Consider the following 25677-nt stretch of genomic DNA (forward strand, 5'->3'; position numbering starts at 1 on the left):
CCGCGGTGCTTTTCACGAAGGCGATGCAGGCATCGAAGACACGGCGTGTTTTCCGCTTCCGAGGCTTAGATGTCCATCGCCCGGTTCGAGCGCACCTCACCGATGGCGTCGAGACAGATAGGAAGGCTGGTCAGCACCGATTTCTGTCGCAGCGCGACCTGACGGTCGAGCCCCCCGGCCCAGAGATGGCCATAGGACAGCGCGCCCGGGGCGATGTCATGCAGGCTGGCATCCCAGGTGATGCCCTCGGTGCCCCCGTCGAAAGGCACCAGATAGCGCCTGCCGCGATGCGCTACCCCCCAGTTGCAGCGACGAGCACCAGAGCGCGGACTGGACCCGCTCGACCTTCAGCTTGGACCCGTCGATCTCGTCCAGCAGGTTGCCGTCGTCGTAATCGGGCCGGCTGTCGACCGAGGGGAACAGGATGTCGAAGCCCCTGCCGCCCGCGCTGCGCAGCTTCGCGGTCGCTTCCTCGTTCGAGCCATAGGTCGAGAGATTGACCTTGATGCCGGTCGCCCCGGTGAAGGCCTCGAGGATCTCGCCGGTCCGGAAATAGTCGCCCCAGGCGAAGACCTTGACCTCGCCCGACGAGGCCGGGGCCCGGCGCGCGATCAGGGGCGCGGCCAGCATGGCGGCACCGCTTGCCAGCACGGCACGGCGGGACAGGGAGGACAGCGTCATTGTCATCTCGTATCTCCTGACAGATCGAAAGGAGCCGACCGCAGGATCGGCGGCCATTCGCGACGCCGTTGCACCCTTCATGTGACAGCCATATGCCATCTGCCCCGGCTCGGCCTTTCCGCCGAAGCCGCGCCGGGCGCCGTTCGGCGGGCTCCCGCCCGGCAACGCGGCAAGGACAGGGCTGACCCTAGGCGCGGCGCCCCGGCCCCGCTATCCAGACCCCGGAACGGAACGCGCGGAAAGGAAGGCCCCGACGATGACCATCGCAAGACGCCCGCTTCTCATGGCTCTCGCCGCCTCGGCGCTTTCGGCCTGTAACGGCGGGGCACTGCGGCCTGTCGCCAATCCCGGCTTCGAGGCCTGGCGCCGCAGCTTCCGGCCGCGCGCGGCGGCCGCGGGTATCACCCCCGCCACGCTCGACCGGGCGCTCGGCCGCGCGGACTATCTTCCCGGAGTGATCGAGAAGGACCGCAACCAGACCGAATTCACCCGCAGCCTCGAGGATTACCTGGCCATCGCCGCCTCGGACGAACGGGTCGCGACCGGCCGGGCGATGCTGGCCCGCCATGCCCGGCGCCTTGCCGAGATCGAGGCGCGCTACGGTGTCGCGGCGCCGGTCGTGACCGCGATCTGGGGGCTGGAAAGCCGCTATGGCGCGCGCCGGGGCGACATTCCGGTGGTCTCGGCGCTGGCGACGCTGGCCTATGACGGCCGTCGCGGCAGCTTCTTCGAGGGTCAGCTGATCGCGGCGCTGAAGATCCTCGACCGGGGCGACATCACCCCCGCCCGGATGACCGGCAGCTGGGCGGGCGCGATGGGCCATACCCAGTTCATCCCGACCTCCTATCTGGCCTATGCGGTCGATTTCGACGGCGACGGGCGGCGCGACATCTGGTCCGACGACCCGACCGACGCGCTGGCCTCGACGGCGGCCTATCTGCAGCGCTCGGGCTGGCGCGCCGGCCAGCCCTGGGGGATGGAGGTGCGCCTGCCCGACACGCTCGATCTGGCCCGGACCGGGCGCGGGCGCCCACAGGACGCAGCCGCCTGGTCGGCCCTGGGTGTGACGCGCAGCGACGGCCGGCCACTGCCCCGCGCGGGCGCCACTGCCCTCCTGGCCCCGGCCGGCCGGCAGGGCCCCGCCTTTGCCCTTTTCGCGAATTTCGACGTCATCCTGCGCTACAACAACGCCGTCAGTTACGGCATCGGCATCGGCCATCTCTCCGACCGGCTGGCCGGCGGGCCGCCGCTTTCGAAGGCCTTCCCGCCGGATGCGGCCGGCCTGACGCTGGAGGACCGCAAGGAGCTGCAGCGCCGCCTGACCGATGCGGGCTACGACACCGAGGGAACCGACGGGGTGATCGGTCCGAAGACCGAAGAGGCGATCCGGCGCTATGAGGCGCGGAACCGGCTGACAGTTACCGGCAAAGCCTCGCGCCCGCTGCTGGCCCGACTGCGCTGAGGCGGCACCGAAGGGTAAGCGCGGCCCTTGCGGCGCCCGATGATCCCATTGGCCATCGGCGCGGGACATGTCGCCGAGCGCAAAGCTCCGTTTTCCCCGGACCTGCCCATCGGCGGGCTCGCTCCCTTCTGCCTCTCGACCGGCACGGCCAGTGCGCGGTGCTTCCTCATGAGGGTGTTCACCAGCGCAAGCGGCGGCGGGGCCGTTGAGCGCTGAATGCGGCCCTGAGCGATTGAACCAGTCAAGCCAGCGCGGCAGGCCGGCATTGCGTGCCACCGAAGACGGGCGCGCAAGCCCATGGGCCCATTCGCGCAGAAGGGTCTGGAGTGAACCGGCCGGGAAAACGATCTGGTGGATCGTTTTCCCGGCGAACCCGCGCGGCCTTTGGATTTGGCGGATATGCAGCCAATGCAACGCCTTGCGGAAACGGTGTGCGTGCCGGGCTCTGCCGTTGTCGCTCATCACAGGTTCGCCTTTGATGCCTTGATCCGGAACCGGCGCAGGGCACGTAGCAGGAATGCGGTGGTCGTGGCCCTGACCTCGTCCGCCAGCACCACGACAGAGAGCAGCCGGGTCGCGTCATCGACCGTGACATGGACAAAGTCGCAGCCCGCGCCTCGGTTGAGGCAGCCACTGCGGGTATCCGTGACGCGATGGCATCTCTATGGGCCACCGCCCGAGCCTCTTGATGTCGGGAGGGATGAGGTCACCCTGCCGCTCTCGCTGACACGCCGCACGGGCGCGGGCAGCGCCCGAGGGACAACCGGCATCTGGCACGGGAGCACCACAGGGACCGGCCGGTCCTTCGCGTGCATAAGGTCCATTGCGGCCATGACAGGACCTGGCTCGGCGCCTCTGTCGGCGCGGGACCGGACCGCCCAGAGCCCGGTACGCGCGGAGAACAGCCTCATGGCGACCCGAAACTGGCCCCCCGGCCCTCCGCCCCCCGGAATCGGGCACCGGCAGATCGAGGCGCGACAGGGACATAAGAGCTGCGCAATCGCTCTTCCTTGGCCAAGGGCGGAAAAGAGGTCGCCACGGCCATGCAAGACGCCAGCCCCGGGGCATCGGAGCCGGGCGGCGCCCCCGTCCGCCGAAGGCAGGCCCGATGTCCCGGCACGCGGGCCCTTACGTTGCCTCTCGCCTCCTCCCCCCTCTCGCTGACATGCCGGACCCGCCATTTCGGCCATTTCCGGCCGAAAGGACCCGGCCACTGCGTCTTTGGGCCGTCTGGCTCCGACTTTTGAGCAATCGACCCGGAGGCCGTGCCGGGCTATCCTCGAAACAATCTGGAGGATATTGAATGATGTCACGCCTCCACCTGAGCTGGCAGGTCGTTCTGTGTGTGGGACTGATGCAGCTGGCCGCACTGGCGCTGGCGGCGCTGGTGCTGTTCCACAATGCGCGCGAAGCGGTCGAGGTCGAGATGGCGGCGGCCGAAGCCGGCGCCCGGGCGCAGGTGATCGCGGCGATGGGCGCGGCGCTGCGCAATCGCCCGCCCGAACAGGTGATGGCCGAGCTTTCCGAGACCCTGATCGAGCCGCGCCATGTGCGCATCGGGCTGACCGACGCGCGAACCGGCGCCCTGCCGGTGATACGGGCCGAAAGCCGCCTGGCGCATGAGACCGCCCCCCACCGCCGCCGCGCGCCGGGCTGGTTCCGCGATCTGGTGATGCCCGCGAACCGCGAGACCCGGATGTCGGTGCTGGCCGATGGCACCGATTACGGCACCGTCTCGATCGCAACGGCGCCAGAGGACGAGATCGACGAGGTCTGGGAGGATGCAGCGGCGCTGCTCTGGGCGCTGGCGCTCGGCTTCGGCCTGACAGGGGTCTTGCTGGTTCTTCTGATCCGGCGCGCGCTCGGCCCGCTCGACAGGCTGCGCGACGGGCTCGGCGCGCTGCGCGGCGGGGCGCTGCACACCCGGCTTCCGGAGGTACCGACCCCGGACTTCCGACCCCTGGCGGACGGGTTCAACGCCCTCGCCGACAACCTCGAGGCAAGCGAGGCCGACCGCGCAGCACTTGCGCGCAAGATCGTCGAGCTCGGCGATCACGAACGCCGGACCATCGCGATGGAACTGCAGGACGAGTTCGGCCCCTGCCTGTTCGACCTGAAGGTCAAGGCGGGCGCCATCCAGCGCGCCGCGGCACGGGCCGGCGATACGGCATTGCAGCGCGAGGCCGCCACCCTGTCGGCCATCGTCGATCAGATCCACACCGCCAATACCCGGCTGCTGACCACGCTACGCCCGATGACACTGGGCCAGTTGCCGCTGCTCGAGGCGCTCGGCGACATGCTCGACGGGTTCCGCAGCACCCATGGCAATCTCGACTGGACGATCGAGCTGCCCGACCGCCTTCCCGAGACCGAGGAGATCGTCGATCTGACCGCTTATAGCTTCGTGCAGGAGGGCGTGACCAACGCCCTGCGCCACGGAAGGCCCGACAGGCTGCGGGTCGAAGTGCGACCAGAAGACCTGCCGGGCCAGCCAAAGGCCCTGTGTCTCACGGTCGAGGATGACGGGGTGGGCCTTCCCGACCGCACGGTCGAGGGGCGCGGGCTCACGGCGATGCGCGACCGCGTGCGCGCGCTTGGCGGCACGCTCGAACTGGGGCGCCGGCGGGGCGGCGGCACCCGGCTTTCGGCAATCCTGCCATTGACATGGAACACCTCGTCGCGGGCAGAAGCCGCACCCGCCGGATGACACCCCGGCGGATCGCCGGGGACCATGTACCAGCCGATATCCGCCGCCCGATATCCACCGCAATGGGCGTCCGGGAAAGCACGCCAGGGTCCGGCCCGGGAGGGCTTGTCAGGATCGCGACGGGCCGAACCCGAGCGCCGGAAGCCGGATCCTGATCTTGCCGCCCCTCTTCGCGCCCCGGGCGCCGGAAGCGGGGGCGCACGGTCTCGGCCGGGGCCCGAACGCAACCGCCGCGCCCTGTCCGGCGCAATCCACGACAGGACCAGCTTGCGCGCGGGCTCGGCCCGGGCAACGCGGCCGGGCCGAGCCGGGCATGGATGTCAGGCGGGGAAGCGCTCGCGCAGCAGGATCGGGCTTCTCGACAGCCCCCTCGGCCGGGCGGTGGGCGTGCGGGGCCCCTCGGGTGCCGGACCTGCCCGAGGCGGGATCTCGCCCCGGCCCAGCCGGATCGGCGGCGCGTGCGGGCAGATGCGGGCGCAGCGATACCTCCCCGGTGCATACCCGGTTTTCTCTGGCATCCCGGCGGTCAAGGGCCTAGGTCAGAGCCGAAATCATAGAGGAGTCCTGCCCGATGCCCGGCCTGCGTCCCGATGTCGATCCCGACGGTCTGAGCGAGTTTTCCGTCGTTTTCACCGACCGCTCGCTGAACCACATGTCGGCCAAGTTCCAGACCGCCATGCGCGACATTTCGGAGATGCTGCGCGAGGTCTATGGCGCGGCCGAGGTCGCGCTGGTGCCCGGCGGCGGCACCTTCGCGATGGAATCCGTCGCGCGCCAGTTCGCCACCGGGCGCCGCGCGCTGATCGTCCGGAACGGCTGGTTCTCCTATCGCTGGACACAGATCTTCGAGGCGGGCGGCTTCGCCGGCGAAACCGAGGTGCTGATGGCGCGTCCCGCCGGCAATGCGGCCAAGGCGCCGTTCGCGCCCGCACCGATCGAGGATGTGGTCGCGAAGATCCGCGAGACCCGTCCCGATGTCGTCTTCGCGCCCCATGTCGAGACCTCGGCAGGGATCATCCTGCCCGACGACTATATCGCCGCGATGGCGGCGGCTGCGCATGAGGTCGGCGCGCTGATGGTGCTCGACTGCATCGCCTCGGGCTGCATCTGGGTCGACATGCAGGCAACCGGCGTCGACGTGCTGATCTCGGCGCCGCAGAAGGGCTGGTCGGCCTCGCCCTCGGCCGGGATGGTGATGCTGTCGCCCCGCGCAGCCGAGCGGCTGGCCGAGACCGCCTCGAATTCCTTCGCCATGGACCTGAAGAAATGGCGCGCGATCATGAAGGCCTATGAAGATGGCGGGCATGCCTATCATGCCACCATGCCGACCGACGCGCTGATCGGGCTGCGCGACGCCATGGCCGAGACCCGCGAGATGGGCTTCGAGGCCGCCAAGGCAGCGCAGGCCGAGCTGGGCCGGAAGGTCCGCGAGATGCTGGCCGCACATGGCTTCGCCTCGGTCGCCGCCCCGGGCTTTGCCGCGCCGGGCGTCGTGGTCTGCTATACCGACGACCCCGAGATCCAGTCGGGCGCCCGGTTCCGCGCCGAGGGCATGCAGATCGCTTCGGGCACGCCGCTGCAGGTCGGCGAGGGCGCCGAGTTCCGCACCTTCCGGATCGGTCTCTTCGGGATCGACAAGCTCGTGGATACCGATGCCACGCTGGCCCGGCTGCAGGCGGTCGTCGAACGGGTGGTCTGACCCCGGCTCGGGCGGGGGCCCGTGGCCGGCCTCCCCGCCCGGCTCTGCCTTGCCCGGTGACAGCGCGCCCTTCCCCGGGCAAGGCAGAGCCGGTCGAGAAAGCGCAGCACGGCCTGCGCTTTGCCCCTGCGTCGCTCCGGCACCGGCAATCATTCCATAACATTGGGCCGTTACTTCTGGGCCATCACAAGCAATGCCCGTTCGTAACGAGTTCAGGGAGGCGCCGCGGCGCCTCCCGGCGTCAGCCGTGGGATAGCCAACCGGGGGTGCCCTGCCCGGGACGTGCGACGTGCCGTCTGGCTTTCAGGAAATCTTCTGCCCCGCAGCAACGGGCCCGGGCGCATCCGCGCCGTGCGTGCGGGTTTCAAGAGGCGCTAGGGGGATGAACTGCCGCGCCCGACCGGGCGCGGCGTCGCGGATCTGCCTCAGCCTTCCGCAGCAATCTCGGCCTTGCGCTCCAGCCGCCGGGCATGCAGCACCGGCTCGGTATAGCCCGAAGGCTGCCTGCGGCCCTCGAAGACCAGATCGCAGGCCGCGCGGAAGGCCACGCCCCCGAACTCCGGCGCCATCGGCAGATAGGCCGGATCCTCCGCATTCTGCCGGTCGACCACCTCGGCCATGCGGCGCATCACGTCGGCAACCTCGTCTTCGGTAACCACGCCATGATGCAGCCAGTTGGCGATATGCTGGGCCGAGATCCGGCAGGTGGCGCGATCCTCCATCAGGCCGATATCGTTGATGTCGGGCACCTTGGAGCAGCCCACGCCCTGGTCGATCCAGCGCACCACATAGCCGAGGATGCCCTGCGCGTTGTTCTCGACCTCGCGCAGGATCTGCGCCCGGGTCCATTTGCGGAAGGCCGCGAGCGGAATCTCGAGAATGCCGTCGACATGGGCGCGCCGTCCGCCCGCCTTCAGGCCCGCCTGCACCGCGAAGACATCGACCTGGTGATAATGCAGCGCATGCAGCGTCGCGGCCGTGGGCGACGGCACCCAGGCACAGGTGGCACCGGCCCTGGGATGCTCGATCTTCGAGGACAGCATCGCCGCCATCCTGTCGGGCATCGCCCACATGCCCTTGCCGATTTGGGCCTTGCCGGACAGGCCGCATTCGAGCCCGATATCCACATTGAGGTTCTCGTAGGCGGTGATCCAGGACTTGCGCTTGATGAATTCCTTGCGGCTGAAGGGCCCGGCCTCCATCGAGGTATGGATCTCGTCGCCGGTGCGGTCGAGGAAGCCCGTATTGATGAAGGCCACCCGGTGCTTCGCCGCGCGGATGCATTCCTTTAGATTGACCGAGGTGCGGCGCTCCTCGTCCATGATGCCGAGCTTGACGGTATAGCGTGGCAGGCCCAGCATCGCTTCGACCCGGGTGAAGGTCTCGTCGGCGAAGGCGACCTCGTCGGGGCCGTGCATCTTGGGCTTGACCACGTAGATCGAGCCCGCGACCGAGTTCCGCGCGCCCCCGGTCTTCGTCAGGTCATGCATGGCGATCAGCGTGGTGATGGCCGCGTCCATCAGCCCCTCGAAGACCTCCTGGCCCGCACCGTCGCGGATCGCCGGATTGGTCATCAGATGGCCGACATTGCGCACCAGCATCAGCGCCCGCCCCTTGAGCGCGCTAGGCGTGCCGTCGGGGGCGACAAAGTCGAGATCGGGCGACAGCGCCCGGGTCAGCCGCGCGCCGCCCTTGACGAAATCGGTGGTCAGGTCGCCCCGCATCAGCCCGAGCCAGTTGCGATAGGCGACGATCTTGTCGGCGGCATCGACGCAGGCCACCGAATCCTCGCAATCCATGATCGCCGAAACAGCACTTTCCAGCCGGATATCGGCCAGCCCGGCCTGATCGCGCGCCCCCACCGGATGGGTCCGGTCGAAGACCAGCTCGACATGCAGGTTGTTGTTCTTAAGCAGAACCGCGTCCGGCGCCCGCGGATGGCCGCGATAGCCGACGAATTTCGACGGATCCTCAAGCGGGTGATCGTCGATCAGCAGGGCGCCGCCCTGGACGTGATAGCGCCGGGCATCGGCATGGCTGCTGCCCGCGACCGGGAAGGCCTCGTCCAGAAACACCCGGGCCCGGGCCACCACGCGGGCGCCGCGGCCGCGGTCGTAACCGCCCGCAGGGGCCGGCCCGCCCATCGCATCGGTGCCGTACAGCGCGTCATAGAGGCTGCCCCAGCGCGCATTGGCCGCGTTCAGCGCATAGCGGGCATTGGTGATCGGCACCACCAGCTGCGGCCCCGGCACCGAGGCGATCTCGGGGTCGAGCCCCTCGGTCTCGATCTCGAAATCCCCGCCCTCGGGCCGCAGATAGCCGATCTCTTCCAGAAACGCCTTGTAGGCCTCGTGATCGTGCGGCGCGCCGCGGCGGGCCTGATGCCAGGCATCGATCTGAAGCTGCAGCTTCTCGCGCGTTTCCAGAAGCGCGCGGTTCTTCGGCGTCAGATCGTGCAGGAGCTCCGCGAAGCCGGTCCAGAACCTGTCGGGCGAGATCCCGGTCCCGGGCAGCGCCGCCTCTTCGACAAAGGCCGCCAGATCTGCCGCAACCTCGAGCCCGGCCTTCGCCACATATCCCGCGCCTGCACGTCGTTCCGTCACGGCCCGTCTCCCTTCCTGTTTGTCCCATCAAAGCTCAGACCAATTCCGGGCCGGTTTGACAAGTCCTCTCGCGCCGACCTGTCCGGCCCGCCGGGTCTGCGTTATGCTGAAGCATCGGGGCCAGCCGCGATCGGTTCCCGTTCACCTGCCGGGCGTCGTCTCCGCCGGTCGCGGCATCGGTCTTCGCCAGGACATGCCATCCCGAAGCCGGGGCTGTCCTGCGGCGTCGCCATTCGCTGGCCTTGGCACAGGGACCGTCTGCCAGTCCCCCGGGGCAGCCACGATACCGAAGCGTCCCCTTCCCGATCATGTCGCCCGGACCTCTTCATTGGCCCGCGGGCCCTGGAGAGCCGGGACCGGAACGAACCGCCTCGCCTCCGCATGTCCTGCGGACGGCACCGGCCCCTGCCCCGGCAATAACCGAAGCGAGGGGGGGGCCATGCGTCTTCCGAAGCGTGCCCTCCGACAGGCTCAGCCCCGCAAGCGGGTCGCGTAAAGCCGCCGCACGCTCATGGCGATGGCGCCCTCGATCGGCAGCCAGGCCAGGCAATAGGCCCAGACCAGAAGTGCCGCGGTCCAGCCGATGGGCGTGACGAGCAGGCCATAGACGGCGATCAGCGTGCCGATGACCTGGGTCACCTCGGTGGTCGCGAAAAGCTTCCAGTCGGGCCATGGCCGAGTCCAGAACCAGTTCTGGTTGCGGGTGACGTAAAGCGTCATGTGGCCGGACACGAGCAGTTTCAGGAAGATCAGCGTCTGGATCGTCTCGCGCGGCAGGTGCAGGATGCTGTCGACATACCAGAACAGCAGGAAGGTCTCGACCACCCCCATCACGCCCAGCGTCGAGGCGACGGTGATGACGCGGCGCATGTCCCAGCGCACGGGTTTGGGCGAGACCGCAACATTGTCGAAGGCGATCATCATGATCGGGAAGTCGTTCAGCACCGCCAGAAGCACGATCATGATCGCGGTGACCGGGTAGACATCATAGGCCAGGATCGCCAGCACCATGAACAGCAGCACCCGGATGGTCTCGGCGATGCGGAAGGTGGCGTAGCTTGTCATCCGCTCGAAGATGCGGCGGGCCTCGGCGATGGCCTCGGTGATGATCGACAGGCCCGTTCCGGTCAGGACCAGATCGGCCGCGGCGCGCGCGGCATCGGTCGCACCGCTGACAGCGATCCCTGCATCGGCGCGCTTCAGCGCGGGGGCGTCATTCACCCCGTCGCCGGTCATCGCGACGATGCTGCCACCCTGCTGCAGCACCTCGACGATGCGGAACTTGTGTTCGGGCAGAACGCGGGCAAAACCGTCGGCCGCGCGCACGCGCGCCTCGACCTCGGCCGGGTCGCCCTCCAGAAGCTGGCCCGCCGGGTACATCGCCTGCCCGAGCCCGAGCTGCCCCGCGATCTGGCGGGCGATGGCCTCGTGATCGCCGGTGATCATCTTGACGGTGACGCCCATCTCGCCGGCCTTCGCGATGGTCTCGGCGGCATCGGGCCGGGGCGGGTCGAAGATCGGGATCAGCCCGAGGAACTGCCAGGCGCCCTCGCCTTGGGCCCGGGCCGCACCGATGGCGCGGAACCCCTGGGCCGCCAGGGCATCGACCTCGGCCTCGAGCGCGGTCCGCGCCGCCCCCTCGAGCCCCGCAAGATCGAGGATCACCTGCGGCGCGCCCTTGGCAAAGCGCCAGGTCTCGTCGCCGCGCCGGGCCTCGGCCAGCGTCCGTTTCGAGACCGGATCGAAGGGCGTGAAGGTCCCGAGCTTGTAATCGCGCCGCGCCTCGATCCCGTCGGCGGCGGCCAGCACCGCCTGGTCGATGGCATCGGGCGCATTGGCATTGCAGGCAAGCGCCGCGGCCAGCAGCAGATCGTCCCGGCTCGCGCCCACTGCGGGGCGCGGGGTTTCAACCGTCAGCTGGTTCAGGGTCAGCGTGCCGGTCTTGTCGGAACAGAGCACATCGACGCCCGCCATCTCCTCGATGGAAACCAGCCGCGAGACGATGGCCTTCATCCGCGCCAGCCGCTCGGCGCCCACCGCCATGGTCACCGACAGCACCGTCGGCAGCGCCACCGGAATGGCGGCAACCGTCAGGATCAGGGCGAATTGCACGGTCTGCCACAGCGGATTGTCGCGCCAGATCGACACGATCAGGATGATCGAGACCAACACCAGCGCGCTGACGATCAGGAAATTCCCGATCCGCATCACCGCCTGCTGGAAATGGGACTTGCGCCCGGGCCCCTGCACCAGCGCCGCAGTGCGGCCGAAATAGGTCTTCATGCCGGTGGCGGTGACCTCACCCACCATCTCGCCCAGCCGCACGATCGACCCCGAATAGGCGGTGTCGCCTACCGCCTTGTCGACCGGCAGCGACTCCCCCGTCAGCGCCGCCTCGTCGGCCGAGAGATACTGCCCCTCGGTCAGGCGCAGGTCGGCCGGGACGATATTGCCGATCTCGAGCCTTACCAGATCGCCCGGCACCAGCTCTGTCGCGGCGATCTCCTGCCAGCGGCCGTCGCGCAGCACCCGGGCGGCGGGGGCAAGCTTCTGCTTGAGCAGGGCAATGGCCGAATCGGCCTTGTTCTCCTCGAAGAAGCCGACGCCCGCATTGACCAGCAGCATGGCAAGGATCACGCCGAAATCGGCCCAGTCCGACAGGACCAGCGACAGGATCGCCGCGATCTCGATCAGCCAGGGGATCGGCCCCCAGAAATACCCGAAGACCCGCTTGAACAGGCTCCGGTGTTCCTCGGCCAGGGTATTCGGGCCGAAGCGACCGAGCCGGGCCTGTGCCTCGGCGGTGCTCAGCCCCTTTTGCGGGTCGGTGGGGGGCAGCTTCTCCCTCTCTGGCTGGTCCTGTCCGTCCATCACTTTCCTCCCTGTTCCGCGATCCACTCCGCGATGCCGGGCCAGACATCCGCCAATGTGTGCCGGCCCATGAACAGCCCGATATGCCCGCCCTTGGCGAGCAGCTTGCGGATCTGCGCCTTCGGCGTGCCCAGGAGATCCTCGGCGGCGAAGACCTGTTCCCGGGTGGTGATATCGTCGCCTTCACCCGCGAGAAGGTATGCCGGACAGGTCACATCCTTCAGAGACAGCCGCCGCCCGAGGCCCATGAATTCACCCCTGGCAAAGAGGTTCTGCTTGAACAGCAGGTCGATGGCCTGAAGGTAATAGCGGCCCGGCAGATCCAGCGGGTTTTCGTACCAGCGCTCGAAGGTCTCGGTCCGCTCGATATAGTTGCGGTCCTCGATATGGGCGTAAAGATCGAGGAACTTGCCCAGATACTGCTTTTCCGCATGCATGTTCTTCCAGCCGGTCAGCATCAGGCTGCCCGACATCCGGCCGTGATGGGAGGCCACCATGTCCCGATAGGCCGAAAGCGGCGTCTCATGCGCCATCCGGCGGATCGGCCCGTCGCCCGCATCGGTGTCGATGGGCGACCCCGCCAGCACCAGCGCCGCGACCTTGGAGGGAAAGCGGGCGGCGACCATCGCCGACATCCAGCCGCCCTGACACAGCCCGACCAGAATCGCGCGCCCGCCGACCTCGTCGATGGCGACGTTGATCTCGGCCAAATACTTGTCGATGTCGAAGTCGCGCATCTCGGGGCCGGCCGATTTCCAGTCGGTGACCAGCACCCGGCCGAGCCCGGCCGCCAGAAGCGTGGCCACCAGGCTTTGCCCGGGGGCGAAATCGGCGATGGTGGCGGAATGGCCCGCATAGGGCGCGTCAATGATCACCGGAAGCCCGCTGCCGCTGCCGCCGAAATCGCGCAACCGCATGGTGTCGAGATCGAGCAGAACCTCGTTCGGGCTGGCCCAGGACGGCTCGGGCGGGGCCGAGATCTCGGCCGCTTCCTGCACGAAGCGAAGCCCGTCAGCCATCGCCTGATAGCCGGCCTCCTGCCACCCCAGAACCGCGGCCATCGGCCAGAACAGGGGAACGGATTGCTCGGTTTCGTGAGGGGTATCGGCCATGACGCGGCTCCTTCTGCGGACTGGACGGCGCCAGTCCCGCGGCCGCGTCGGCCCCTGCAGAGGGGCGGGGCATCGGTGGCTTCGGGACGGCTCCGGAACGGATCTTGTCCCCAGGATAGGGGGCCCGAATGTCCCCAGCGTTATGCCCGGCTTACGAATATGTAAAGTGACAATGCTGCGACGCGGCATTGCCTTGCCCGCCCGGAACGCTAGCGCGTAACGCAAGCCCGAATCGCAGGCCCGAATCGCAGGCCGGTGTCTCACGCGGTCACGATCCGCTGCGACGCCGTCATCGGCCCGGGTGGACCGGAGCGGGCGGACGCGGCGACCGACAGACTGACAGGTCCGGCCGCCGCACCCCGCCTATTTGGTCAGGATCAGCTTGCCCGAACGGGTGATCCGAAGCGTGTAGGCGACGCCGTCGAGCACGATCACCGCAGTATTCCCGCCGCCGGTCAGGATGCGGGCATCGTGCTGGGTGGTCTCGTCACTGCTGTGGCGGATGGTCTGGAGGAGGGTCATGCCCGCACCCTCCGGGCTGCCGTCATCCCGGTCCTGCACATGCTCGGTCGCTCCATCCTGTCCCTCCATTAGGTTGCGGTTTCTGCAGCAAGGCCCCTGCCCCGGCCCCGCCGCGTCCGGGAACGGCTGCAGGACCGTCCCGGGATCCGGCAGGCATCGCCCCGGCTCCGGCCATCACGGGCCGGAACGGGCTGGTATCTGGACAGAGGCAGACTCATCGCGTGGTACTGTCTTGAGAGGCAGGGGACCGGGCAACGAGCTGGGGCCTGACAAGTGAGTGTTATATCGGCACGGCGGACCGCGCCGCGTACCTGAGCATTTCTATCAACTTTCAGGGGCGGAGGAAAGAGGGCAATGCGCATGGCCGATCGGCCGCGCCCGGACGGATCTTGCGTCATGTCGAGGAAAACGCGCAGGCCCGGCGGCAAAGCGCCTGTGCCCGGGATCAGTTCCCCGGGATCAGACCCCGCCTGCGCGCGGGGCCTGACTTCTGAGTCGTATCAGCCGGCGTCCGGACGCCGGGCCTGCAGCGCGGCATGCACGAGCAGGGCCAGATAGATGAGGTCGAGCGCGGTCAGAAGCAGCCAGATCCGGGTGAACATCAGCCCCACCGCGACCACGGTGGCAAACATCATCAGCCCCACCAGCGCGCGCGGAATGCGCATCGCCTTGGGCGAGAAAGTCCGCAGCCGCGAGATCATCAGAACGCCGACGAAGCCCAGCCAGAACGCCACCAGATGCGGCACCGGCCGCAGATCGACGATGCCCGCCAGCGAGACGAACAGCGGCAGCAGGCCCAGCATCGCCCCCGCAGGCGCGGGCACGCCGAGGAAATGGTGGCTGGTCTCGGCCTCGTTCTCGTCACGCATCACGTTGAAGCGCGCCAACCGCAGACAGCAGGCCGCGGCAAAGACCAGCACGAAGATCCAGCCGAAATTGTTCGAGGGCTCGAGGAAGAACCGATAGATCAGAAGCCCCGGCGCGACGCCGAAACACAGGAAATCCGACAGCGAATCGAGTTCGGCCCCGAAATTCGAGGTCGCATTCAGCCGCCGCGCCAGCAACCCGTCGAGCCCGTCCATCAAGGCCGCCAGCAGCAAAAGCAGCGCCGCCCCGTCATAGCGCCCATCCATCGCGAAACGGATCGAGGTCAGCCCGAGGCACATCCCCGACAGCGTCACCAGATTGGGCAGAAGCTGCAGGAACGGCACCTGGTCGCGGTGTTGCGGATCGCGGCGGATGAACTTCTTCATCGTCAGCCCTCCGTCGGGTCAGGCGCCGAGATCGGCGATGACGGTCTCGCCCGCCACCATGGTCTGGCCGATCGAGACCAGCGGCTCGACCCCTTCGGGAAGATAGATATCGAGCCGCGATCCGAACCGGATCAGCCCGAAACGCTCGCCGGTGGCGAGGCTCTGGCCCTCGGCGGTCCAGCACAGGATGCGCCGCGCGACCAGCCCGGCGATCTGCACCACGCCATAACGGCGCCCGTCGGCCAGCTCGACCGCCAGCCCGTTGCGCTCGTTGTCTTCCGAGGCCTTGTCGAGCGAGGCATTGAGGAACTTGCCGGGGCGGTAGGCGATTCCGGTCACCCGGCCCGCCGCGGGCAGCCGGTTCACATGGCAATTGAAGACCGACATGAAGACCGAGATCCGGGTCATCGGCGCCTCGCCCAGGCCCAGCTCGGCCGGCGGCACGGCGGGTTCCAGAAGCGACACGATGCCGTCGGCGGGCGAGACCATCAGCCCCGGCCGGGCCGGCGTCACCCGTTCGGGATCGCGGAAGAAATAATAGACCCAGACCGTCAGGCCGAGCCCGATCCAGCCCAGAGGCGCCCAGATCAGGAAGAACAGAACCGTCAGGCCCGCAGCGATGGCGACGAAACGGCGCCCCTCGGGATGCATCGGCTTGACGACGGTGGAGAGCATCGAAACGGACATGGGCCCCGCCTGGTTGAGTGGTTTTCTCGTGAATAGTCCTTTGCGCGGACGATGCAAACCGCAGATCGGCGCAGGTCAGGCCGTCTCGGCCGCGAGCCGCCGCAGGAAGGACTTCAGCAATGCGCGCTCTTCATCGGTGAAGCGCGCTTCGATGTCCGCCCCATAGGCGCGCGCCCGCGCCGACAGTCGCGCCAGCGCCGCATGCCCCTCGGGCGTCAGCGACAGGATCTCCGAGCGCCGGTCGTCGGAATCGGGGCAGCGCTGCAGAAAGCGCTTTTCTTCAAGCGCCCGTACCGCACGCGAGATCTTGGCCTTGTGGGTCATCGACAACCGCCCGATCTCGGAGGCCGACATCTCGCCATGGCGCCCCAGATGCACCATGACCCGCCATTCGGTCCGCAGCATCCCGTATTCGGCCCGGTAGATCGCATGAAAGCCGGCACTGGTCTCCTGGGCGGCCTGGTTGAGCAGATAGGGCAGGAACTCGCCAAGATCGAAATCGGGGGCGGGATCGGAGATCATCTTATCGTCTCGCAACGGGCATGCGGCGAAAATGCAGGATCCGGCGGGGCAAGTAAACCGACCCGGCGGGCCGATATCCATGGGCCAGCGCGCGCCTGAAACGGGGCCGGCCCCGGGGTCTCCGGATACGGACCTCTCCAGAGACGTCTCTCCGGTCGGCAGGGCCGTAGTCTACCGGCCGCGCGCCCGACCCTCGGCAGGCCAGCGCATCCCGAACCGCGTGAACGCGCCCGGAAACACCATCAGGACTGGCAGGACAGCGCCGCCCACCGGGCTTTCAGCCATTCCAGACCGAAGCCTTGCTGGGATGACAGATCGCCGGTCGCCCTCGCGATCCGGGGCCTCCGGCGCCGCGACCCGGATTTCCGTTGTCCGGCAGAACGCCCCCCCCGCCCGATCATCGCCGATCCGGCCACCTTTGCGAGGGTCTGGTTCAAAACGCCAGGACAGGGCGCGAAAGCCCGGACCGGTCCGCTCTTCGTTCGACGGAAAACGAGGCCGGGCGCGCTGCCAGCGGCATGGGCGGCAAAGGCCGTGCCGCCGGCCGATGTCGCAGCGATCTCTCAGGACGAACAGTCGCCAGCCGGTCTTCCGCTATCGGCGCGAGCATGCCGTCTCATGCCGTCCGGCACCGAAAGAACCACATGGGCGCAAAATCCGTATGATCGGGAGGCTCCCCCCAGGGCAAGGAGCCTGCTGGCCCCCATGCTCCGGCCGCGTTTCTGTCCTCGACCATTTTACCCCCGGCCCTGACGCGTCAGGGCCTTGGAACCGGCCGCCCTCTCCGATCGGCCCGCAGTCGTGCCTCCTGCAAGCTGCGAAACCTGAGACCGGGACGAAAATCCCTCAGAGCGGCCGCGCCGGATCTACGGATCTGTCCTGGATATATGCCGACAAGGCGCGCAGCAGGACGGACCTCACCCAAACGCGCATCTTGTACTTGTGCTGCGTGTTTGCGAATGCTAGAGGCTAGGCCGCTGATCTGGCGAGTTGGCGGAGTGGTTACGCAGCGGATTGCAAATCCGTGTACAGGAGTTCGATTCTCCTACTCGCCTCCACTACTTAGCGGTTCCGCCCCGCACTCTCTCAACACCGCTCTCAACATTCACGTTCTGGTCCCGTTCCGTTCTACAGCCTGCGTTCTTGGGCTTTGAGCGCACGGACCTTCTGCCTCACATGGGCAGTGTAATGCGCAACCATCGCCATGGATTGGCCGGTGACGGATGCGATTTCCTCATCCGTCAGCCCCAAGGTGCAGAGTTCCGAAGCCGCGGTGTGGCGCAGGGCATGAATGTCGTAGGCTTCCGCGCCAATCTCCTCCCTCACCTTCCTGACCGCCTGCGCGGCGCCCCTGTACGACCACGGGCCAGTTGCGCGTTCGTTGGTCAGGATGAAGACGCTGCGGCGGTCGGCCGCGTCGAGCGTGGCCCGCAATGTCTTCGTAAACGGCACCCACAGGGTCTTGCCGGTCTTGTTCTGCCGGACATTGATCCCGCCATTCTCAAGATCGCTCCAGCGCATTTTCAGCACATCGCCGATCCGCTGCCCGGTTCCGAGGCAGAGTTCAAAGACGAGTAGCGCGCGCCCTTCCGCAGCGTCTCGATACGCCTTGACCAGATCGGCGGGCCACGGTCGACGATCTATCGTCTCGCCTTTCACCTGCTTGATGCCCTTGGCCGGGTTCTCGGACACCATGCCAATGTCGATGGCATGCTCCATCAGGACACGGGACACCTGAACCACGTAGTTTGCGAATCGGGCCGCGTCAGCGTTGGCATCGCGCAAGGCAATGAAGTGCTTGCGCTGCGCCTTGACCGGATCGAGAGCGCCCCATTTCGCCTCGATCACGGAGAGCACGCGCTCGTAATCCTTGCGGGTTCGGGGCGCCAGAGAGGTGTAGCGCTCGGATCGGCGGTAGCTGTCGATCAGCCCGTTGAAGGTCCGCTTGGACGGTGCGCGGACAGGCCCCTTGAGCCGAAGCGCATATTCCGCCCAGAACGCCGGGGTCAGTTCCTGGTTCTCCATCCGGACGGTCGGCTCGCCCCGGCGCTGCCAGTAGATCGCCGTTCCCTTTCGATAGACATGCTTCGGCAAGTCACGCTTCATCGTCTCAGATCCATCGCTTCGAATTCGTCGATCTCGTCCTGGTCGCGAAGCAGGATCAGCTCGACCTCCCTGCCCCTCACAATGACACGCTGCACAGTTTTCCCGCATGCCTCAACGGCAGAGACGAGGCGACGCACGCGGTCGTCGGTGCGAAGATGCTTGTTCATGGCGCGCCCTCCTCGCTCGCGAGTTTTCCCGCCGCGACGGCCCCGAAACGGCAAATGTCGCAGTATCCGCGCTGCGCTGGCAGGTGCAGCCCGAGGGGCGGAAGCTGGTGGATGTCAGACATCGGGTTTTCCCTCCTTCATGGCGCAATCGACCAGCTCGGCGATGGCGTCGCGGAACGCCTTGTCGGCGGGCTCTTCGACCGGCTTCGGAAAGGCGGCTGAGGCCCAGCAGATACCGCCACCGCATCCGAGGCTGTCAGTCACCAGCTCGCCGCAGGCGGGACAGATCCGGGGCTCTGCTGGCGGTTGCCCGGCTTCCGGATCGCCCAGCAGAAGCCGCTCCGCGCGGCGCGGATCATTGGCCAGGCGCAGCCGCCAGCAGAGATTGACGGCGGCCATCACGCCCGCGCGATAGCGCAGATCCTCGCCGAGCTCGGCCTCGATCAGTTCGAGCCCCCAGCGCAGCGCGCGCTCGATATCGGGCGCCCAGCTTCCGCCCAGAAGCGAGCTGCGGATCAGGTCGCGGCCGAAGAGCCGGATCACGTCCTTGCAGTCATCGCGGATGATCAGCCGGGCCTCGGCCGGGGCTACCTCGGCATGGAACCGGCCGAAGCTGCGGGTGAGCGTGTCAGGTGTTGTTTCAGTGATGATGCGGTATTCGGTCTCGACGTCCCGCAGCCGCTCGGGCTCGGCGCGGAGCCGGTCGCGTTCGGCCTCTGCCGTCTCGGCCCGGGCGCGCAGCGCGGTTAGCATTTCCAGGTGATAGCGATCCGCGCTGACGAGGATGTCGCCGTCGATATAGCGGTGAAACGCGCAATCGCGTTCGCTGTCGCCCTCAAAGCGCGGGACGGTCGTATGCACCGAAAAGACATGCCTGCCATCAGCATCATCCGGGTTGGGTTGAGCGGCCCAGATTTCGCGGGGCCATTGGATCTCCTTGGCCATCAGGCGGCCTCCCTTCTTGCGTTTTCGCCCCATTGGTCCGCCGCAGCTGCGGCGAGGCCTTCGAAGGTGCGGGATCTGATCTTCCACCTGTCGGGTCCGGGCGGGGCTCGGTGGACCGCGCTCCAGCGCTTGTGCGCCTCGGTGCCGGGCGCGGGCGGGGTCAGCCGGTTGGTGGCGCTCAGCGGCGCGAGCCCGCGCAGGTAAAGCCCCGTCGCCTTGAAGACCGGCTCGCCGAACCACCAGGGCTGGACGATCTGGGGTTTGGGCAGATCGGCCGGCAGTCGCGCGCGCCCGTGCCGGTGCATCACCGGGTTCTCGACCGCGACGCGCGGGATCGGGGCGTGCCAGCAGGCCGAGAACAGCGCCGCGCCCTCGTCGAGCAGCCGCCACATGATCGCGCGGCGGGTGTCCTCGGGCAGATCCGGCCAGGCGGTGCGTTCGTCCGGGCGCGCCTCGGCCGGGGCGTTGCTCGGCGGCACATGCAGCCAGCGGACGCCCGAATTGCAGAGCCGGGTGCAGGGCGGATGGATGACGGCCAGCAGATCCCAGCCCAGATGCAGCACCTCGCGGATATCGCAGATCATGTGGCGGTTGGTGGCGTCCTCGGCCGGAAGCAGGTCGCAGGACCAGACATCATGCCCGCGCGCGGCGAAGGCTCGGCGCATCACGCCCGAGGTCTCGCAGCCGATCAGGACGCGCATCGCTCAGGCCTCCTGTCCATCGACCACAACGGCCACCGTTCCATGGACAAGATCATCGCTTGCTGCGAATCTGAATGTGCCACCGGGGGCGTAGCCGCGCCCTCCGGTGGCTTCATCCCCAACTGAAGACACCAATTGGAGACGATCTGAATGACTGGAAAGAAAACGCCGCACACGACGCCCCCCGGGGAAAGGGGCGTTGGGCCTCGCCAGCCCGCAAAACCGGGGGCCGCCGATGTGTGGAAGACCACGAAAATGCCACTCAGCAGCGTTGGCCCCAGGCAGCCATCGCCGCCGTCAACAGGAAAGAAAAAGTAGGAATGACCCCAGATCGCGAGAATATCCGCTTCAACGTTCTGCGTAACGCGCTTTACCACACCGCCCGACGTCGGGCGCTGGAGCGCTGGAACCGTTCGTTCAATTTCCTCGTGATCATTCTGGGGGCTGCGGCTTTCGGCGACGCGCTTCAGGCCGTCAATATCCCGGGCGCTTGGGCCGGTCTGGCCGTTGCAGTGATCGGGGCATTGCAACTGGTCTTTGACTTCGGCCGCCAGGCCCGCGACCATCAGACCTTGCAGCGCGACTATTACACGTTGCTTGCGGATATCGAGGCCACGCCTGCAGATGATCCGGAAAAATGCGCCGAATGGTATAGTGCCATGATCCGGATTACTGCGGATGAACCGCCGGTTTTCCGCGCCATTGATGCCAAGGCCTACAATGACGCCCTGGATGCAACGGAAGCCTTTGACAGATCCGAGCGTCTCGTTGTGCCGCTCATGCATCGCGTCCTTTCGGGCGTCTTCGCCTTCGAGGGCTTCAATTACCCCAAAGAATGCGAAAAACGCGCGGGCACCGCCCCCACTGGATGAGCCCTCAGCGGCCATCGGGGGCGGGTCGAAGGCGGGCCGGGTCGCGGGCTCGCAGGGAAAGAGGGCGCCATCGGGCATCGGCGGGCGGTCCTTGTGAACTCAGTCGAAAGGACAGAGGCGGATGGCCGCCTCCATCCAGTTTTGGGCGGCCTCGGCCTCGTCGCGGCCGGTGGCGACCAGTCCGAAGAGCTGGATCTCGTAGAAGGCCACCCGGCCCGGCAGCGCCGGGATCTCGATCCCGTGACGGCGGAGCGCGCCGCGGATCGCTACGAGGCGGACCTCGGGCGATGCGCCACGCCATTCGACGACGAACTCGGCCAGTGCGTCTGGCGGCGGGGCGATGCTGTCGAAGACGCTCATGCGGCACCGCCTGCCCGGGCCTGCGCGGCCAGGGCGCCGAGGGTGACGGCCCGGCCCTGCAGCCGCTCGGCGCGGGCGAAGGCGGCGCGGGCAAGCAGCGGCTTGCCGTCCCGCGCGCTCGATTTCGCGGCGACGCGGGCAGTGTTGGCCTCGATACGGGCGGCGGCGGCCTCGGCCGCGAGCCGGTCGGCGATCTGCGGGGCGATGGCGAGGATCGCGGCCATCAGAGGCTGGCCTCCGCGATCCGGGCCAGCGTGATCCCGCCCCATGCCGAGCCGATGAAGGCAAGGCCGATGAACAGGCCGAGCAGCGCATCGCGCCAGGTGCCGAAGCCGTAAGTTGCAGGAAGGTCTGGGATTTTGGGGATGCGGGGCATGGTGTCCTCCGGGTCTGGGCATGGGATGCCCGCCCGCGCGGGGCGGGGCACCGATGCTCAGGTGTCGGAGCTTTCGCCGCCCTCGCCCTCGCCCTCGCCTTCGCCGCCCTCGTTCGGCTCGGATGCGGCGGGGTCGCGGTCATTGCCGGTGGGGGCGGTGTAATAGACGCAGCCCGGCGCGTTGCTGCGCTGGAAGGCGTTGGTGCCCTGGATCGGGGCGAAGCAATCCGGGGCGGAGGCGGGCGACATGGCGGTCGCCTGGTCTTCCGTGGTGTCGGTCGCGGCGAGCGCGGGCGCGGCCAGCAGGGCAAGCGCGGCGGTGGTCAGGACAGTCTTCATGGGTCTCCCCTTCGTTGCTATGGCGAAGGGCAAGATGCGATAATCGCAACTATATGGCAACAACAAATATTGCGAAAAGCGCAACTATATGCTTCTGCTATGCAGCCTGCGCCGCTGGTGATCGACGCCAGTTGCGAAAATCACCTTGCGGGGTCGGCCGAATACGGTGCGATATCTGGGGGAGACAGATGGTTGATGACGAGTTGGCGTCGATCCTGCGGGAGATGGTCAGTCTGCCGCTTGGCGCGAAGCGATTTGCGCTCTTGCAGCGTTTAGCAGGAACTGACGCTCTGCTTCGGTTAGTTGCTGCCATAGATCAATCAGTTGAGCCTGACTTGAATCGAGATATGGCCGCTCTCCGAAGAACTCCGCCACCCTCTCGATCTCGCGGGGCTTGAGCTGGCGATGCCCATTGAGGCTCTTGGATAGCTGATCTGGCTCTATCCCGACAAAGCGCGCCAATTCGGCCTGCGCACCGCGAGGGCGCTGGTTGAGTTGGCTCCTGATCCATTCCGGCGTGATCCTGGGCATGGCCTCTATGTTGCGAGAACCGCACGGTTTCGTATATCGCGATAATCGCAACTAACGGCTTGACCAAACGTTGCGATTATCGCATCTTACGTGCTTATGGAAGATGGTGATGAACATTCGACATCGCGGGGAGAGGGGCTGGAGCCTGCTCGTTCCGTCATAGCCAAGTGCGGCGGCCTCGCTGCAGTTGTCGAAATGACTGGGCGGCATCCGACGAGATGCCGTCGCTGGATGTATCCGAAGGAACGAGGAGGGACCGGAGGATTGATTCCAATCGAGGTTGCGATCCGACTTCTGGATGAAGCGGGCCGACGCGGCATCGCCTTGAAGGCCGATGACTTCTTGCCCCACGCCAGCGAGCGGGGAGGCACAATGTAATGCCCTCCACACCCCCTCCCGTCCTCTTTTCAGCAATGACCGACCCATGCGGTCATATTGGAGGAAGTCATATGCAAAAGTCCTTCCAGAAGTTCCGCGACCCGCAGGAGCGGGAGCGGAAATGGTTCGCCTCGCTGCTTTGGCGGTCATTCCCCGAGGCGACCAGCGAGGCCCAACTGGCCGATCTTGTGGCCGAGGCGCTGAACACGGCGCATCGGCCGGTGAACCCGCGCACGGTGCGGAACTGGCTGCGCTCCGAGAACGCGCCGGGGCTGCATTACGTGGTCGCGGTGCTGGCGCTCGCGGGCGCCGAGACCGTCTTCGAACTCTTCGACCCGGAGCAAACGGCATGACACTGGCAACTCGGATTTACTGGCGTATCGGCGCGCGCTTCAACCAGGTGCGCGCGGGCAGAGCCCGCGCCGCAGCCCGCGTCTTCGAGGCGCGGGCCGAAAAGTTTTTGGCACGTTTCAAGGGGGGCCGGGCATGACCGGCCCGACCGAGATCGCAGCCGTCCCCCAGGCATCAGGAGCAGAACATGGGACTTATGGAGATGCTGGCCCTCATCCTCTGCATTCAGGTCTCATTCGGCCTGATCTTTCTGGGCGCCCTCATCTGGGGCATGCGGCACATGGCCGAGACCAGACGCCGCCTGGAAGCGGAGGCGGCGGATTTCGACAGGCAATTCGACAGGCAATTCGACAGGGCATATACACGCATTCGCAGGACGCAACTCCAGTAACGCCCCGCCGCAACTGCTTGCCCCATAAAACCATTCTGGGCCTTCGCCCCGTTTCCGCCGCCCGGCCGGACGCCGGGCCCCTCCCTGACGACTGGCCGGGCAGCACGTCCTTTCCCCTCGGGCTGCCCGGCCCCTTTGGGGAGGATGCGGCATGAGCGTCGGGGCAGAAATGTTGAAAGATCCGGGCGCGGCAGAGCTGGCGGTCGACCCTCTGACGGTTCGGGCGGCGCAGCACATCGTCGAGTCGCGCAAGGCATCGGTGTCGAACCTGCAAGCCGTGTTGCGCATCGGGTTCAGCCGGGCGGCGGGGTTGATGGAGGCGCTGGAGGCCGAGGGCATCGTCACGGCTGCCGATCATGTCGGTCGCCGCGAAGTGGCCGCCGATGTCCTGCCGCCCTCCCTGGCAGTGCTGGCAGACGGCCCGACCGTTTCGCTCACCGGCCCGAACGGGGCGACGACCGGGCCGATCCCGCTCGATACCTTCACCGCCCCGCCGCGGCCGCCGATGAAGGAAACCGCCGAGGACGAGGCGGTGCGCAACCGAACTTACCGGGTCGTAGCCGACGAGCTGCGCGGTTTCATCGAGCGCTTCGAGACCCTGGTCGAGGAAAAGGCCGCCATCGGCGATCAGCAGAAGGCCGTCATGGCCGAAGCCAAGGCCCGCGGCTACGACACCAAGGCGCTGCGTCGGCTCATCGCGCTGCGCAAGCGGCATGCCGAGGACATCGCCGAGGAAGAGGCGGTGCTGCAGCTCTATCGCGAGGCCCTGGGGATGTGATGGCAACGCGGGTTCACACCGATCTGACGATCCGTGGCACGACCTATCCGGATGCGGCCAGCGCCGCCCGCGCGCTGGGGGTGACGCCCGAGGCGATCCGCTCGGCCGCGCGCAAGGGGCGGCTCGACCGGGTGGGCACGGGCCGCAAGGGGCTCGCGCCGATGCCGGTGCGGATCCGGGGCGAGGTCTTCACTGACGCCCATGCCGCCGCCGCCCGCTTCGGGGTGACGCCGCAGGCGGTCTGGCGGGCGCTGGCCGATGGCGATCCCGACCGGATCGGCCGGCCGCAGCGCCGCCCCGGCCGCGCTCCGAAACCCTTCGAGATCGGGGGCTTGCGCTTTGCCTCGCAGCGCAAGGCGAGCCGCGCGCTGGGGTTCTCGGACGACTATCTCTCCCACGCCCTGACCCGGGGCGGCCGCGCCGCCCGGGAACGCATTCTGGCCGCCGCGATGGCGCTGGCGGCGAAAGGGGTAACGCCATGACACTTGCCGCCTCCCGTCTTCGCCCGGTCGATGCCGCCGAGCTGCCCGACTATCCGCTCGGCCCCGAGGATGACCTGAACGGCCATTACTTCATGACCTGGTATCACCGCGAATGGCTCAACAGCGAGATGCGGCTGAAGGGCACCGAGGAATGCCGGGCGCTGTATTTCGACCTGATCTGCCTGTCGCAGGACCAGAAGCCGGTGGGCACGCTGCCCGACGATCCCGAGCAGCTGGCCAAGCTGCTGGCGGTCGACGTGGCCCGGCTCCGGCGACTGAGCGAGATGGAATACGGGCCGCTTCATCACTGGCAGCCCTGCCGCTGCGGCGACCAGATCCGGCTGATGCACGGCCGGGTCACCGCCATGGTCCTCGAGGCGCTTTCGCGCAAGCATGACAACCGGGCGCGCAACGAGGCGGCAAACGCCGCCAAGCGGCGCCAGCGGCTGCGCTCGGCCGTGGCCGGGCTCCATCCCGAGCTGGCGCAGAACGACGCCGCCATCCTCTGGATGGACGACTGGCTGGTCGAACAGGGCTGCGGCTATCGTGGCTCGACCTGGGTCGAGCGGGCGCTCGCTGCCTGGTCCAGCCACATGTTCGACGTGAACCGGGCCGCACGCGCCCGCGAGTAACTTCCAGACTGTCCCAAGACTGTCCGCAACTGTCCCGAGGACAGTTCAGGGACAGTCTCGGACAGTTTCAGACTGTCCTGCACGACAGGGACATAGACAGAGAAAAGGACAGGAACATGGACGGTTCGCGTCGGTCTGACAGGGCAAGG

28 protein-coding genes, 1 tRNA gene and 1 pseudogene are annotated in these 25677 nt (G+C 67.6%); 12 read left to right on the plus strand and 18 right to left on the minus strand.

Features of this window, described 5'->3' with window-relative positions:
• Window positions 1-65: 65 nt before the first annotated feature.
• Window positions 66-269 carry a hypothetical protein gene (locus ACK8CO_RS05210; RefSeq protein WP_231119227.1) on the minus strand — a complete coding sequence of 68 codons (204 nt, stop codon included), beginning with the start codon at window positions 267-269 and terminating at the stop codon, window positions 66-68.
• The gene (locus ACK8CO_RS05215) at window positions 217-687 is read right to left on the minus strand and encodes a hypothetical protein (protein ID WP_414898403.1); all 471 of its coding nucleotides are present in this window, start codon (window positions 685-687) and stop codon (window positions 217-219) included. Before ACK8CO_RS05215 ends, ACK8CO_RS05210 begins: the two co-directional genes overlap by 53 nt.
• Before the next feature lie 250 nt (window positions 688-937).
• On the opposite strand from ACK8CO_RS05215, the gene ACK8CO_RS05220 reads away from it, so the two are divergent.
• From ACK8CO_RS05220 to ACK8CO_RS05230, 3 genes are all read left to right on the plus strand, one after another.
• Window positions 938-2143 carry a lytic murein transglycosylase gene (locus ACK8CO_RS05220; RefSeq protein ID WP_414898404.1) on the plus strand — a complete coding sequence of 402 codons (1206 nt, stop codon included), beginning with the start codon at window positions 938-940 and terminating at the stop codon, window positions 2141-2143.
• A 1306-nt stretch (window positions 2144-3449) separates the two neighbouring features.
• Window positions 3450-4850 (plus strand): ATP-binding protein, encoded by a 1401-nt coding sequence (locus tag ACK8CO_RS05225; RefSeq protein ID WP_414898405.1) that lies wholly within the window; start codon window positions 3450-3452, stop codon window positions 4848-4850.
• A gap of 571 nt (window positions 4851-5421) precedes the next feature.
• A complete protein-coding gene (locus tag ACK8CO_RS05230; protein ID WP_414898406.1) occupies window positions 5422-6549 on the plus strand; it encodes an aminotransferase class V-fold PLP-dependent enzyme in 1128 nt (375 codons plus the stop codon).
• A 425-nt stretch (window positions 6550-6974) separates the two neighbouring features.
• Here the strand turns inward: ACK8CO_RS05230 and ACK8CO_RS05235 are convergent, their stop codons facing one another.
• From ACK8CO_RS05235 to ACK8CO_RS05265, 7 genes are all read right to left on the minus strand, one after another.
• Window positions 6975-9152: a malate synthase G gene (locus ACK8CO_RS05235; RefSeq protein WP_414898407.1), complete on the minus strand. Its 2178-nt coding sequence runs from the start codon at window positions 9150-9152 to the stop codon at window positions 6975-6977.
• Between the two features lie 471 nt (window positions 9153-9623).
• On the minus strand, window positions 9624-12023 hold the full coding sequence (locus ACK8CO_RS05240; protein WP_414898408.1) for a plasma-membrane proton-efflux P-type ATPase: 2400 nt from the start codon (window positions 12021-12023) through the stop codon (window positions 9624-9626).
• Window positions 12023-13135, minus strand: a complete 1113-nt coding sequence (locus tag ACK8CO_RS05245; protein WP_414898409.1) for an alpha/beta fold hydrolase — start codon at window positions 13133-13135, stop codon at window positions 12023-12025. The genes ACK8CO_RS05240 and ACK8CO_RS05245 overlap by 1 nt, the downstream gene beginning before the upstream one ends.
• A 363-nt stretch (window positions 13136-13498) precedes the next feature.
• Window positions 13499-13657, minus strand: coding sequence for a hemin uptake protein HemP (gene hemP / locus ACK8CO_RS05250; protein ID WP_080617943.1), 159 nt, complete (start codon window positions 13655-13657; stop codon window positions 13499-13501).
• Window positions 13658-14157: 500 nt separating this feature from the next.
• Window positions 14158-14910 carry a CDP-alcohol phosphatidyltransferase family protein gene (locus ACK8CO_RS05255; RefSeq protein ID WP_080615469.1) on the minus strand — a complete coding sequence of 251 codons (753 nt, stop codon included), beginning with the start codon at window positions 14908-14910 and terminating at the stop codon, window positions 14158-14160.
• Window positions 14911-14928: 18 nt separating this feature from the next.
• A complete protein-coding gene (locus ACK8CO_RS05260) occupies window positions 14929-15597 on the minus strand; it encodes a phosphatidylserine decarboxylase (RefSeq protein WP_080615468.1) in 669 nt (222 codons plus the stop codon).
• A 75-nt stretch (window positions 15598-15672) separates the two neighbouring features.
• On the minus strand, window positions 15673-16119 hold the full coding sequence (locus ACK8CO_RS05265; RefSeq protein WP_414898410.1) for a MarR family winged helix-turn-helix transcriptional regulator: 447 nt from the start codon (window positions 16117-16119) through the stop codon (window positions 15673-15675).
• 984 nt (window positions 16120-17103) lie between these two features.
• On the opposite strand from ACK8CO_RS05265, the gene ACK8CO_RS05270 reads away from it, so the two are divergent.
• A tRNA-Cys gene (locus ACK8CO_RS05270) sits at window positions 17104-17177 on the plus strand.
• 70 nt (window positions 17178-17247) lie between these two features.
• Here ACK8CO_RS05270 and ACK8CO_RS05275 read toward each other — a convergent pair.
• The 4 genes from ACK8CO_RS05275 to ACK8CO_RS05290 all read right to left on the minus strand — a co-directional run bounded on the left by ACK8CO_RS05275 (window position 17248) and on the right by ACK8CO_RS05290 (window position 20038).
• A complete protein-coding gene (locus ACK8CO_RS05275; protein WP_075787880.1) occupies window positions 17248-18225 on the minus strand; it encodes a tyrosine-type recombinase/integrase in 978 nt (325 codons plus the stop codon).
• Window positions 18222-18392: a hypothetical protein gene (locus ACK8CO_RS05280; RefSeq protein WP_168161844.1), complete on the minus strand. Its 171-nt coding sequence runs from the start codon at window positions 18390-18392 to the stop codon at window positions 18222-18224. The genes ACK8CO_RS05275 and ACK8CO_RS05280 overlap by 4 nt, the downstream gene beginning before the upstream one ends.
• A 114-nt stretch (window positions 18393-18506) precedes the next feature.
• The gene (locus ACK8CO_RS05285; RefSeq protein ID WP_414898411.1) at window positions 18507-19337 is read right to left on the minus strand and encodes a hypothetical protein; all 831 of its coding nucleotides are present in this window, start codon (window positions 19335-19337) and stop codon (window positions 18507-18509) included.
• Complete coding sequence (locus tag ACK8CO_RS05290) at window positions 19337-20038, minus strand: hypothetical protein (RefSeq protein ID WP_414898412.1); 702 nt, start codon at window positions 20036-20038, stop codon at window positions 19337-19339. The genes ACK8CO_RS05285 and ACK8CO_RS05290 overlap by 1 nt, the downstream gene beginning before the upstream one ends.
• Window positions 20039-20277: 239 nt before the next feature.
• On the opposite strand from ACK8CO_RS05290, the gene ACK8CO_RS05295 reads away from it, so the two are divergent.
• The gene (locus ACK8CO_RS05295) at window positions 20278-20910 is read left to right on the plus strand and encodes a hypothetical protein (protein WP_414898413.1); all 633 of its coding nucleotides are present in this window, start codon (window positions 20278-20280) and stop codon (window positions 20908-20910) included.
• A gap of 99 nt (window positions 20911-21009) precedes the next feature.
• On the opposite strand, the gene ACK8CO_RS05300 is transcribed toward ACK8CO_RS05295, so the two are convergent.
• From ACK8CO_RS05300 to ACK8CO_RS05320, 5 genes are all read right to left on the minus strand, one after another.
• Window positions 21010-21270 carry a hypothetical protein gene (locus ACK8CO_RS05300; protein WP_414898414.1) on the minus strand — a complete coding sequence of 87 codons (261 nt, stop codon included), beginning with the start codon at window positions 21268-21270 and terminating at the stop codon, window positions 21010-21012.
• The gene (locus tag ACK8CO_RS05305; RefSeq protein WP_060833677.1) at window positions 21267-21494 is read right to left on the minus strand and encodes a hypothetical protein; all 228 of its coding nucleotides are present in this window, start codon (window positions 21492-21494) and stop codon (window positions 21267-21269) included. Before ACK8CO_RS05305 ends, ACK8CO_RS05300 begins: the two co-directional genes overlap by 4 nt.
• A complete protein-coding gene (locus ACK8CO_RS05310; protein WP_414898415.1) occupies window positions 21494-21646 on the minus strand; it encodes a hypothetical protein in 153 nt (50 codons plus the stop codon). The genes ACK8CO_RS05305 and ACK8CO_RS05310 overlap by 1 nt, the downstream gene beginning before the upstream one ends.
• A gap of 57 nt (window positions 21647-21703) precedes the next feature.
• Complete coding sequence (locus ACK8CO_RS05315; RefSeq protein WP_414898416.1) at window positions 21704-21985, minus strand: hypothetical protein; 282 nt, start codon at window positions 21983-21985, stop codon at window positions 21704-21706.
• 228 nt (window positions 21986-22213) lie between these two features.
• A complete protein-coding gene (locus ACK8CO_RS05320; protein WP_075788768.1) occupies window positions 22214-22516 on the minus strand; it encodes a helix-turn-helix domain-containing protein in 303 nt (100 codons plus the stop codon).
• Window positions 22517-22965: 449 nt separating this feature from the next.
• Here ACK8CO_RS05320 and ACK8CO_RS05325 point away from each other — a divergent pair, with 449 nt between their 5' ends.
• The 7 genes and pseudogenes from ACK8CO_RS05325 (at window position 22966) to ACK8CO_RS05355 (ending at window position 25528) form a co-directional block, all read left to right on the plus strand.
• On the plus strand, window positions 22966-23247 hold the full coding sequence (locus ACK8CO_RS05325) for a hypothetical protein (protein WP_042456636.1): 282 nt from the start codon (window positions 22966-22968) through the stop codon (window positions 23245-23247).
• Window positions 23244-23384, plus strand: coding sequence for a hypothetical protein (locus ACK8CO_RS05330; RefSeq protein WP_414898417.1), 141 nt, complete (start codon window positions 23244-23246; stop codon window positions 23382-23384). The genes ACK8CO_RS05325 and ACK8CO_RS05330 overlap by 4 nt, the downstream gene beginning before the upstream one ends.
• Window positions 23385-23432: 48 nt before the next feature.
• Window positions 23433-23636, plus strand: coding sequence for a hypothetical protein (locus ACK8CO_RS05335; protein WP_414898418.1), 204 nt, complete (start codon window positions 23433-23435; stop codon window positions 23634-23636).
• 169 nt (window positions 23637-23805) lie between these two features.
• Window positions 23806-24003: pseudogene (locus ACK8CO_RS05340) on the plus strand (DNA translocase FtsK); the annotation flags it as partial.
• A 138-nt stretch (window positions 24004-24141) separates the two neighbouring features.
• Window positions 24142-24414: a DUF2312 domain-containing protein gene (locus tag ACK8CO_RS05345; RefSeq protein WP_414898989.1), complete on the plus strand. Its 273-nt coding sequence runs from the start codon at window positions 24142-24144 to the stop codon at window positions 24412-24414.
• Window positions 24414-24896, plus strand: coding sequence for a hypothetical protein (locus ACK8CO_RS05350; RefSeq protein ID WP_202227989.1), 483 nt, complete (start codon window positions 24414-24416; stop codon window positions 24894-24896). The genes ACK8CO_RS05345 and ACK8CO_RS05350 overlap by 1 nt, the downstream gene beginning before the upstream one ends.
• The gene (locus tag ACK8CO_RS05355; protein ID WP_234153952.1) at window positions 24893-25528 is read left to right on the plus strand and encodes a hypothetical protein; all 636 of its coding nucleotides are present in this window, start codon (window positions 24893-24895) and stop codon (window positions 25526-25528) included. Before ACK8CO_RS05350 ends, ACK8CO_RS05355 begins: the two co-directional genes overlap by 4 nt.
• The last annotated feature ends 149 nt before the right edge of the window (window positions 25529-25677 follow it).

Origin of the sequence: Rhodovulum sp. HP10 (assembly GCF_047553435.1) — a bacterium.
In the GTDB taxonomy this organism is placed as follows: domain Bacteria; phylum Pseudomonadota; class Alphaproteobacteria; order Rhodobacterales; family Rhodobacteraceae; genus Rhodovulum.

Bases quoted from the DNA above. Each gene is read 5' to 3' on its own strand.
- ACK8CO_RS05260 (WP_080615468.1), bottom strand. From the start codon at position 15,597: ATGTCCGTTTCGATGCTCTCCACCGTCGTCAAGCCGATGCATCCCGAG.
- ACK8CO_RS05325 (WP_042456636.1), top strand. From the start codon at position 22,966: ATGCAAAAGTCCTTCCAGAAGTTCCGCGACCCGCAGGAGCGGGAGCGG.
- ACK8CO_RS05335 (WP_414898418.1), top strand. From the start codon at position 23,433: ATGGGACTTATGGAGATGCTGGCCCTCATCCTCTGCATTCAGGTCTCA.
- ACK8CO_RS05350 (WP_202227989.1), top strand. From the start codon at position 24,414: ATGGCAACGCGGGTTCACACCGATCTGACGATCCGTGGCACGACCTAT.
- ACK8CO_RS05320 (WP_075788768.1), bottom strand. From the start codon at position 22,516: ATGCCCAGGATCACGCCGGAATGGATCAGGAGCCAACTCAACCAGCGC.
- hemP (WP_080617943.1), bottom strand. From the start codon at position 13,657: ATGACCCTCCTCCAGACCATCCGCCACAGCAGTGACGAGACCACCCAG.
- ACK8CO_RS05215 (WP_414898403.1), bottom strand. From the start codon at position 687: ATGACAATGACGCTGTCCTCCCTGTCCCGCCGTGCCGTGCTGGCAAGC.
- ACK8CO_RS05345 (WP_414898989.1), top strand. From the start codon at position 24,142: ATGAAGGAAACCGCCGAGGACGAGGCGGTGCGCAACCGAACTTACCGG.
- ACK8CO_RS05245 (WP_414898409.1), bottom strand. From the start codon at position 13,135: ATGGCCGATACCCCTCACGAAACCGAGCAATCCGTTCCCCTGTTCTGG.
- ACK8CO_RS05290 (WP_414898412.1), bottom strand. From the start codon at position 20,038: ATGCGCGTCCTGATCGGCTGCGAGACCTCGGGCGTGATGCGCCGAGCC.
- ACK8CO_RS05265 (WP_414898410.1), bottom strand. From the start codon at position 16,119: ATGATCTCCGATCCCGCCCCCGATTTCGATCTTGGCGAGTTCCTGCCC.
- ACK8CO_RS05355 (WP_234153952.1), top strand. From the start codon at position 24,893: ATGACACTTGCCGCCTCCCGTCTTCGCCCGGTCGATGCCGCCGAGCTG.
- ACK8CO_RS05285 (WP_414898411.1), bottom strand. From the start codon at position 19,337: ATGGCCAAGGAGATCCAATGGCCCCGCGAAATCTGGGCCGCTCAACCC.
- ACK8CO_RS05310 (WP_414898415.1), bottom strand. From the start codon at position 21,646: ATGCCCCGCATCCCCAAAATCCCAGACCTTCCTGCAACTTACGGCTTC.
- ACK8CO_RS05300 (WP_414898414.1), bottom strand. From the start codon at position 21,270: ATGAGCGTCTTCGACAGCATCGCCCCGCCGCCAGACGCACTGGCCGAG.
- ACK8CO_RS05275 (WP_075787880.1), bottom strand. From the start codon at position 18,225: ATGAAGCGTGACTTGCCGAAGCATGTCTATCGAAAGGGAACGGCGATC.
- ACK8CO_RS05230 (WP_414898406.1), top strand. From the start codon at position 5,422: ATGCCCGGCCTGCGTCCCGATGTCGATCCCGACGGTCTGAGCGAGTTT.
- ACK8CO_RS05255 (WP_080615469.1), bottom strand. From the start codon at position 14,910: ATGAAGAAGTTCATCCGCCGCGATCCGCAACACCGCGACCAGGTGCCG.
- ACK8CO_RS05225 (WP_414898405.1), top strand. From the start codon at position 3,450: ATGTCACGCCTCCACCTGAGCTGGCAGGTCGTTCTGTGTGTGGGACTG.
- ACK8CO_RS05330 (WP_414898417.1), top strand. From the start codon at position 23,244: ATGACACTGGCAACTCGGATTTACTGGCGTATCGGCGCGCGCTTCAAC.
- ACK8CO_RS05240 (WP_414898408.1), bottom strand. From the start codon at position 12,023: ATGGACGGACAGGACCAGCCAGAGAGGGAGAAGCTGCCCCCCACCGAC.
- ACK8CO_RS05220 (WP_414898404.1), top strand. From the start codon at position 938: ATGACCATCGCAAGACGCCCGCTTCTCATGGCTCTCGCCGCCTCGGCG.
- ACK8CO_RS05280 (WP_168161844.1), bottom strand. From the start codon at position 18,392: ATGAACAAGCATCTTCGCACCGACGACCGCGTGCGTCGCCTCGTCTCT.
- ACK8CO_RS05305 (WP_060833677.1), bottom strand. From the start codon at position 21,494: ATGGCCGCGATCCTCGCCATCGCCCCGCAGATCGCCGACCGGCTCGCG.
- ACK8CO_RS05315 (WP_414898416.1), bottom strand. From the start codon at position 21,985: ATGAAGACTGTCCTGACCACCGCCGCGCTTGCCCTGCTGGCCGCGCCC.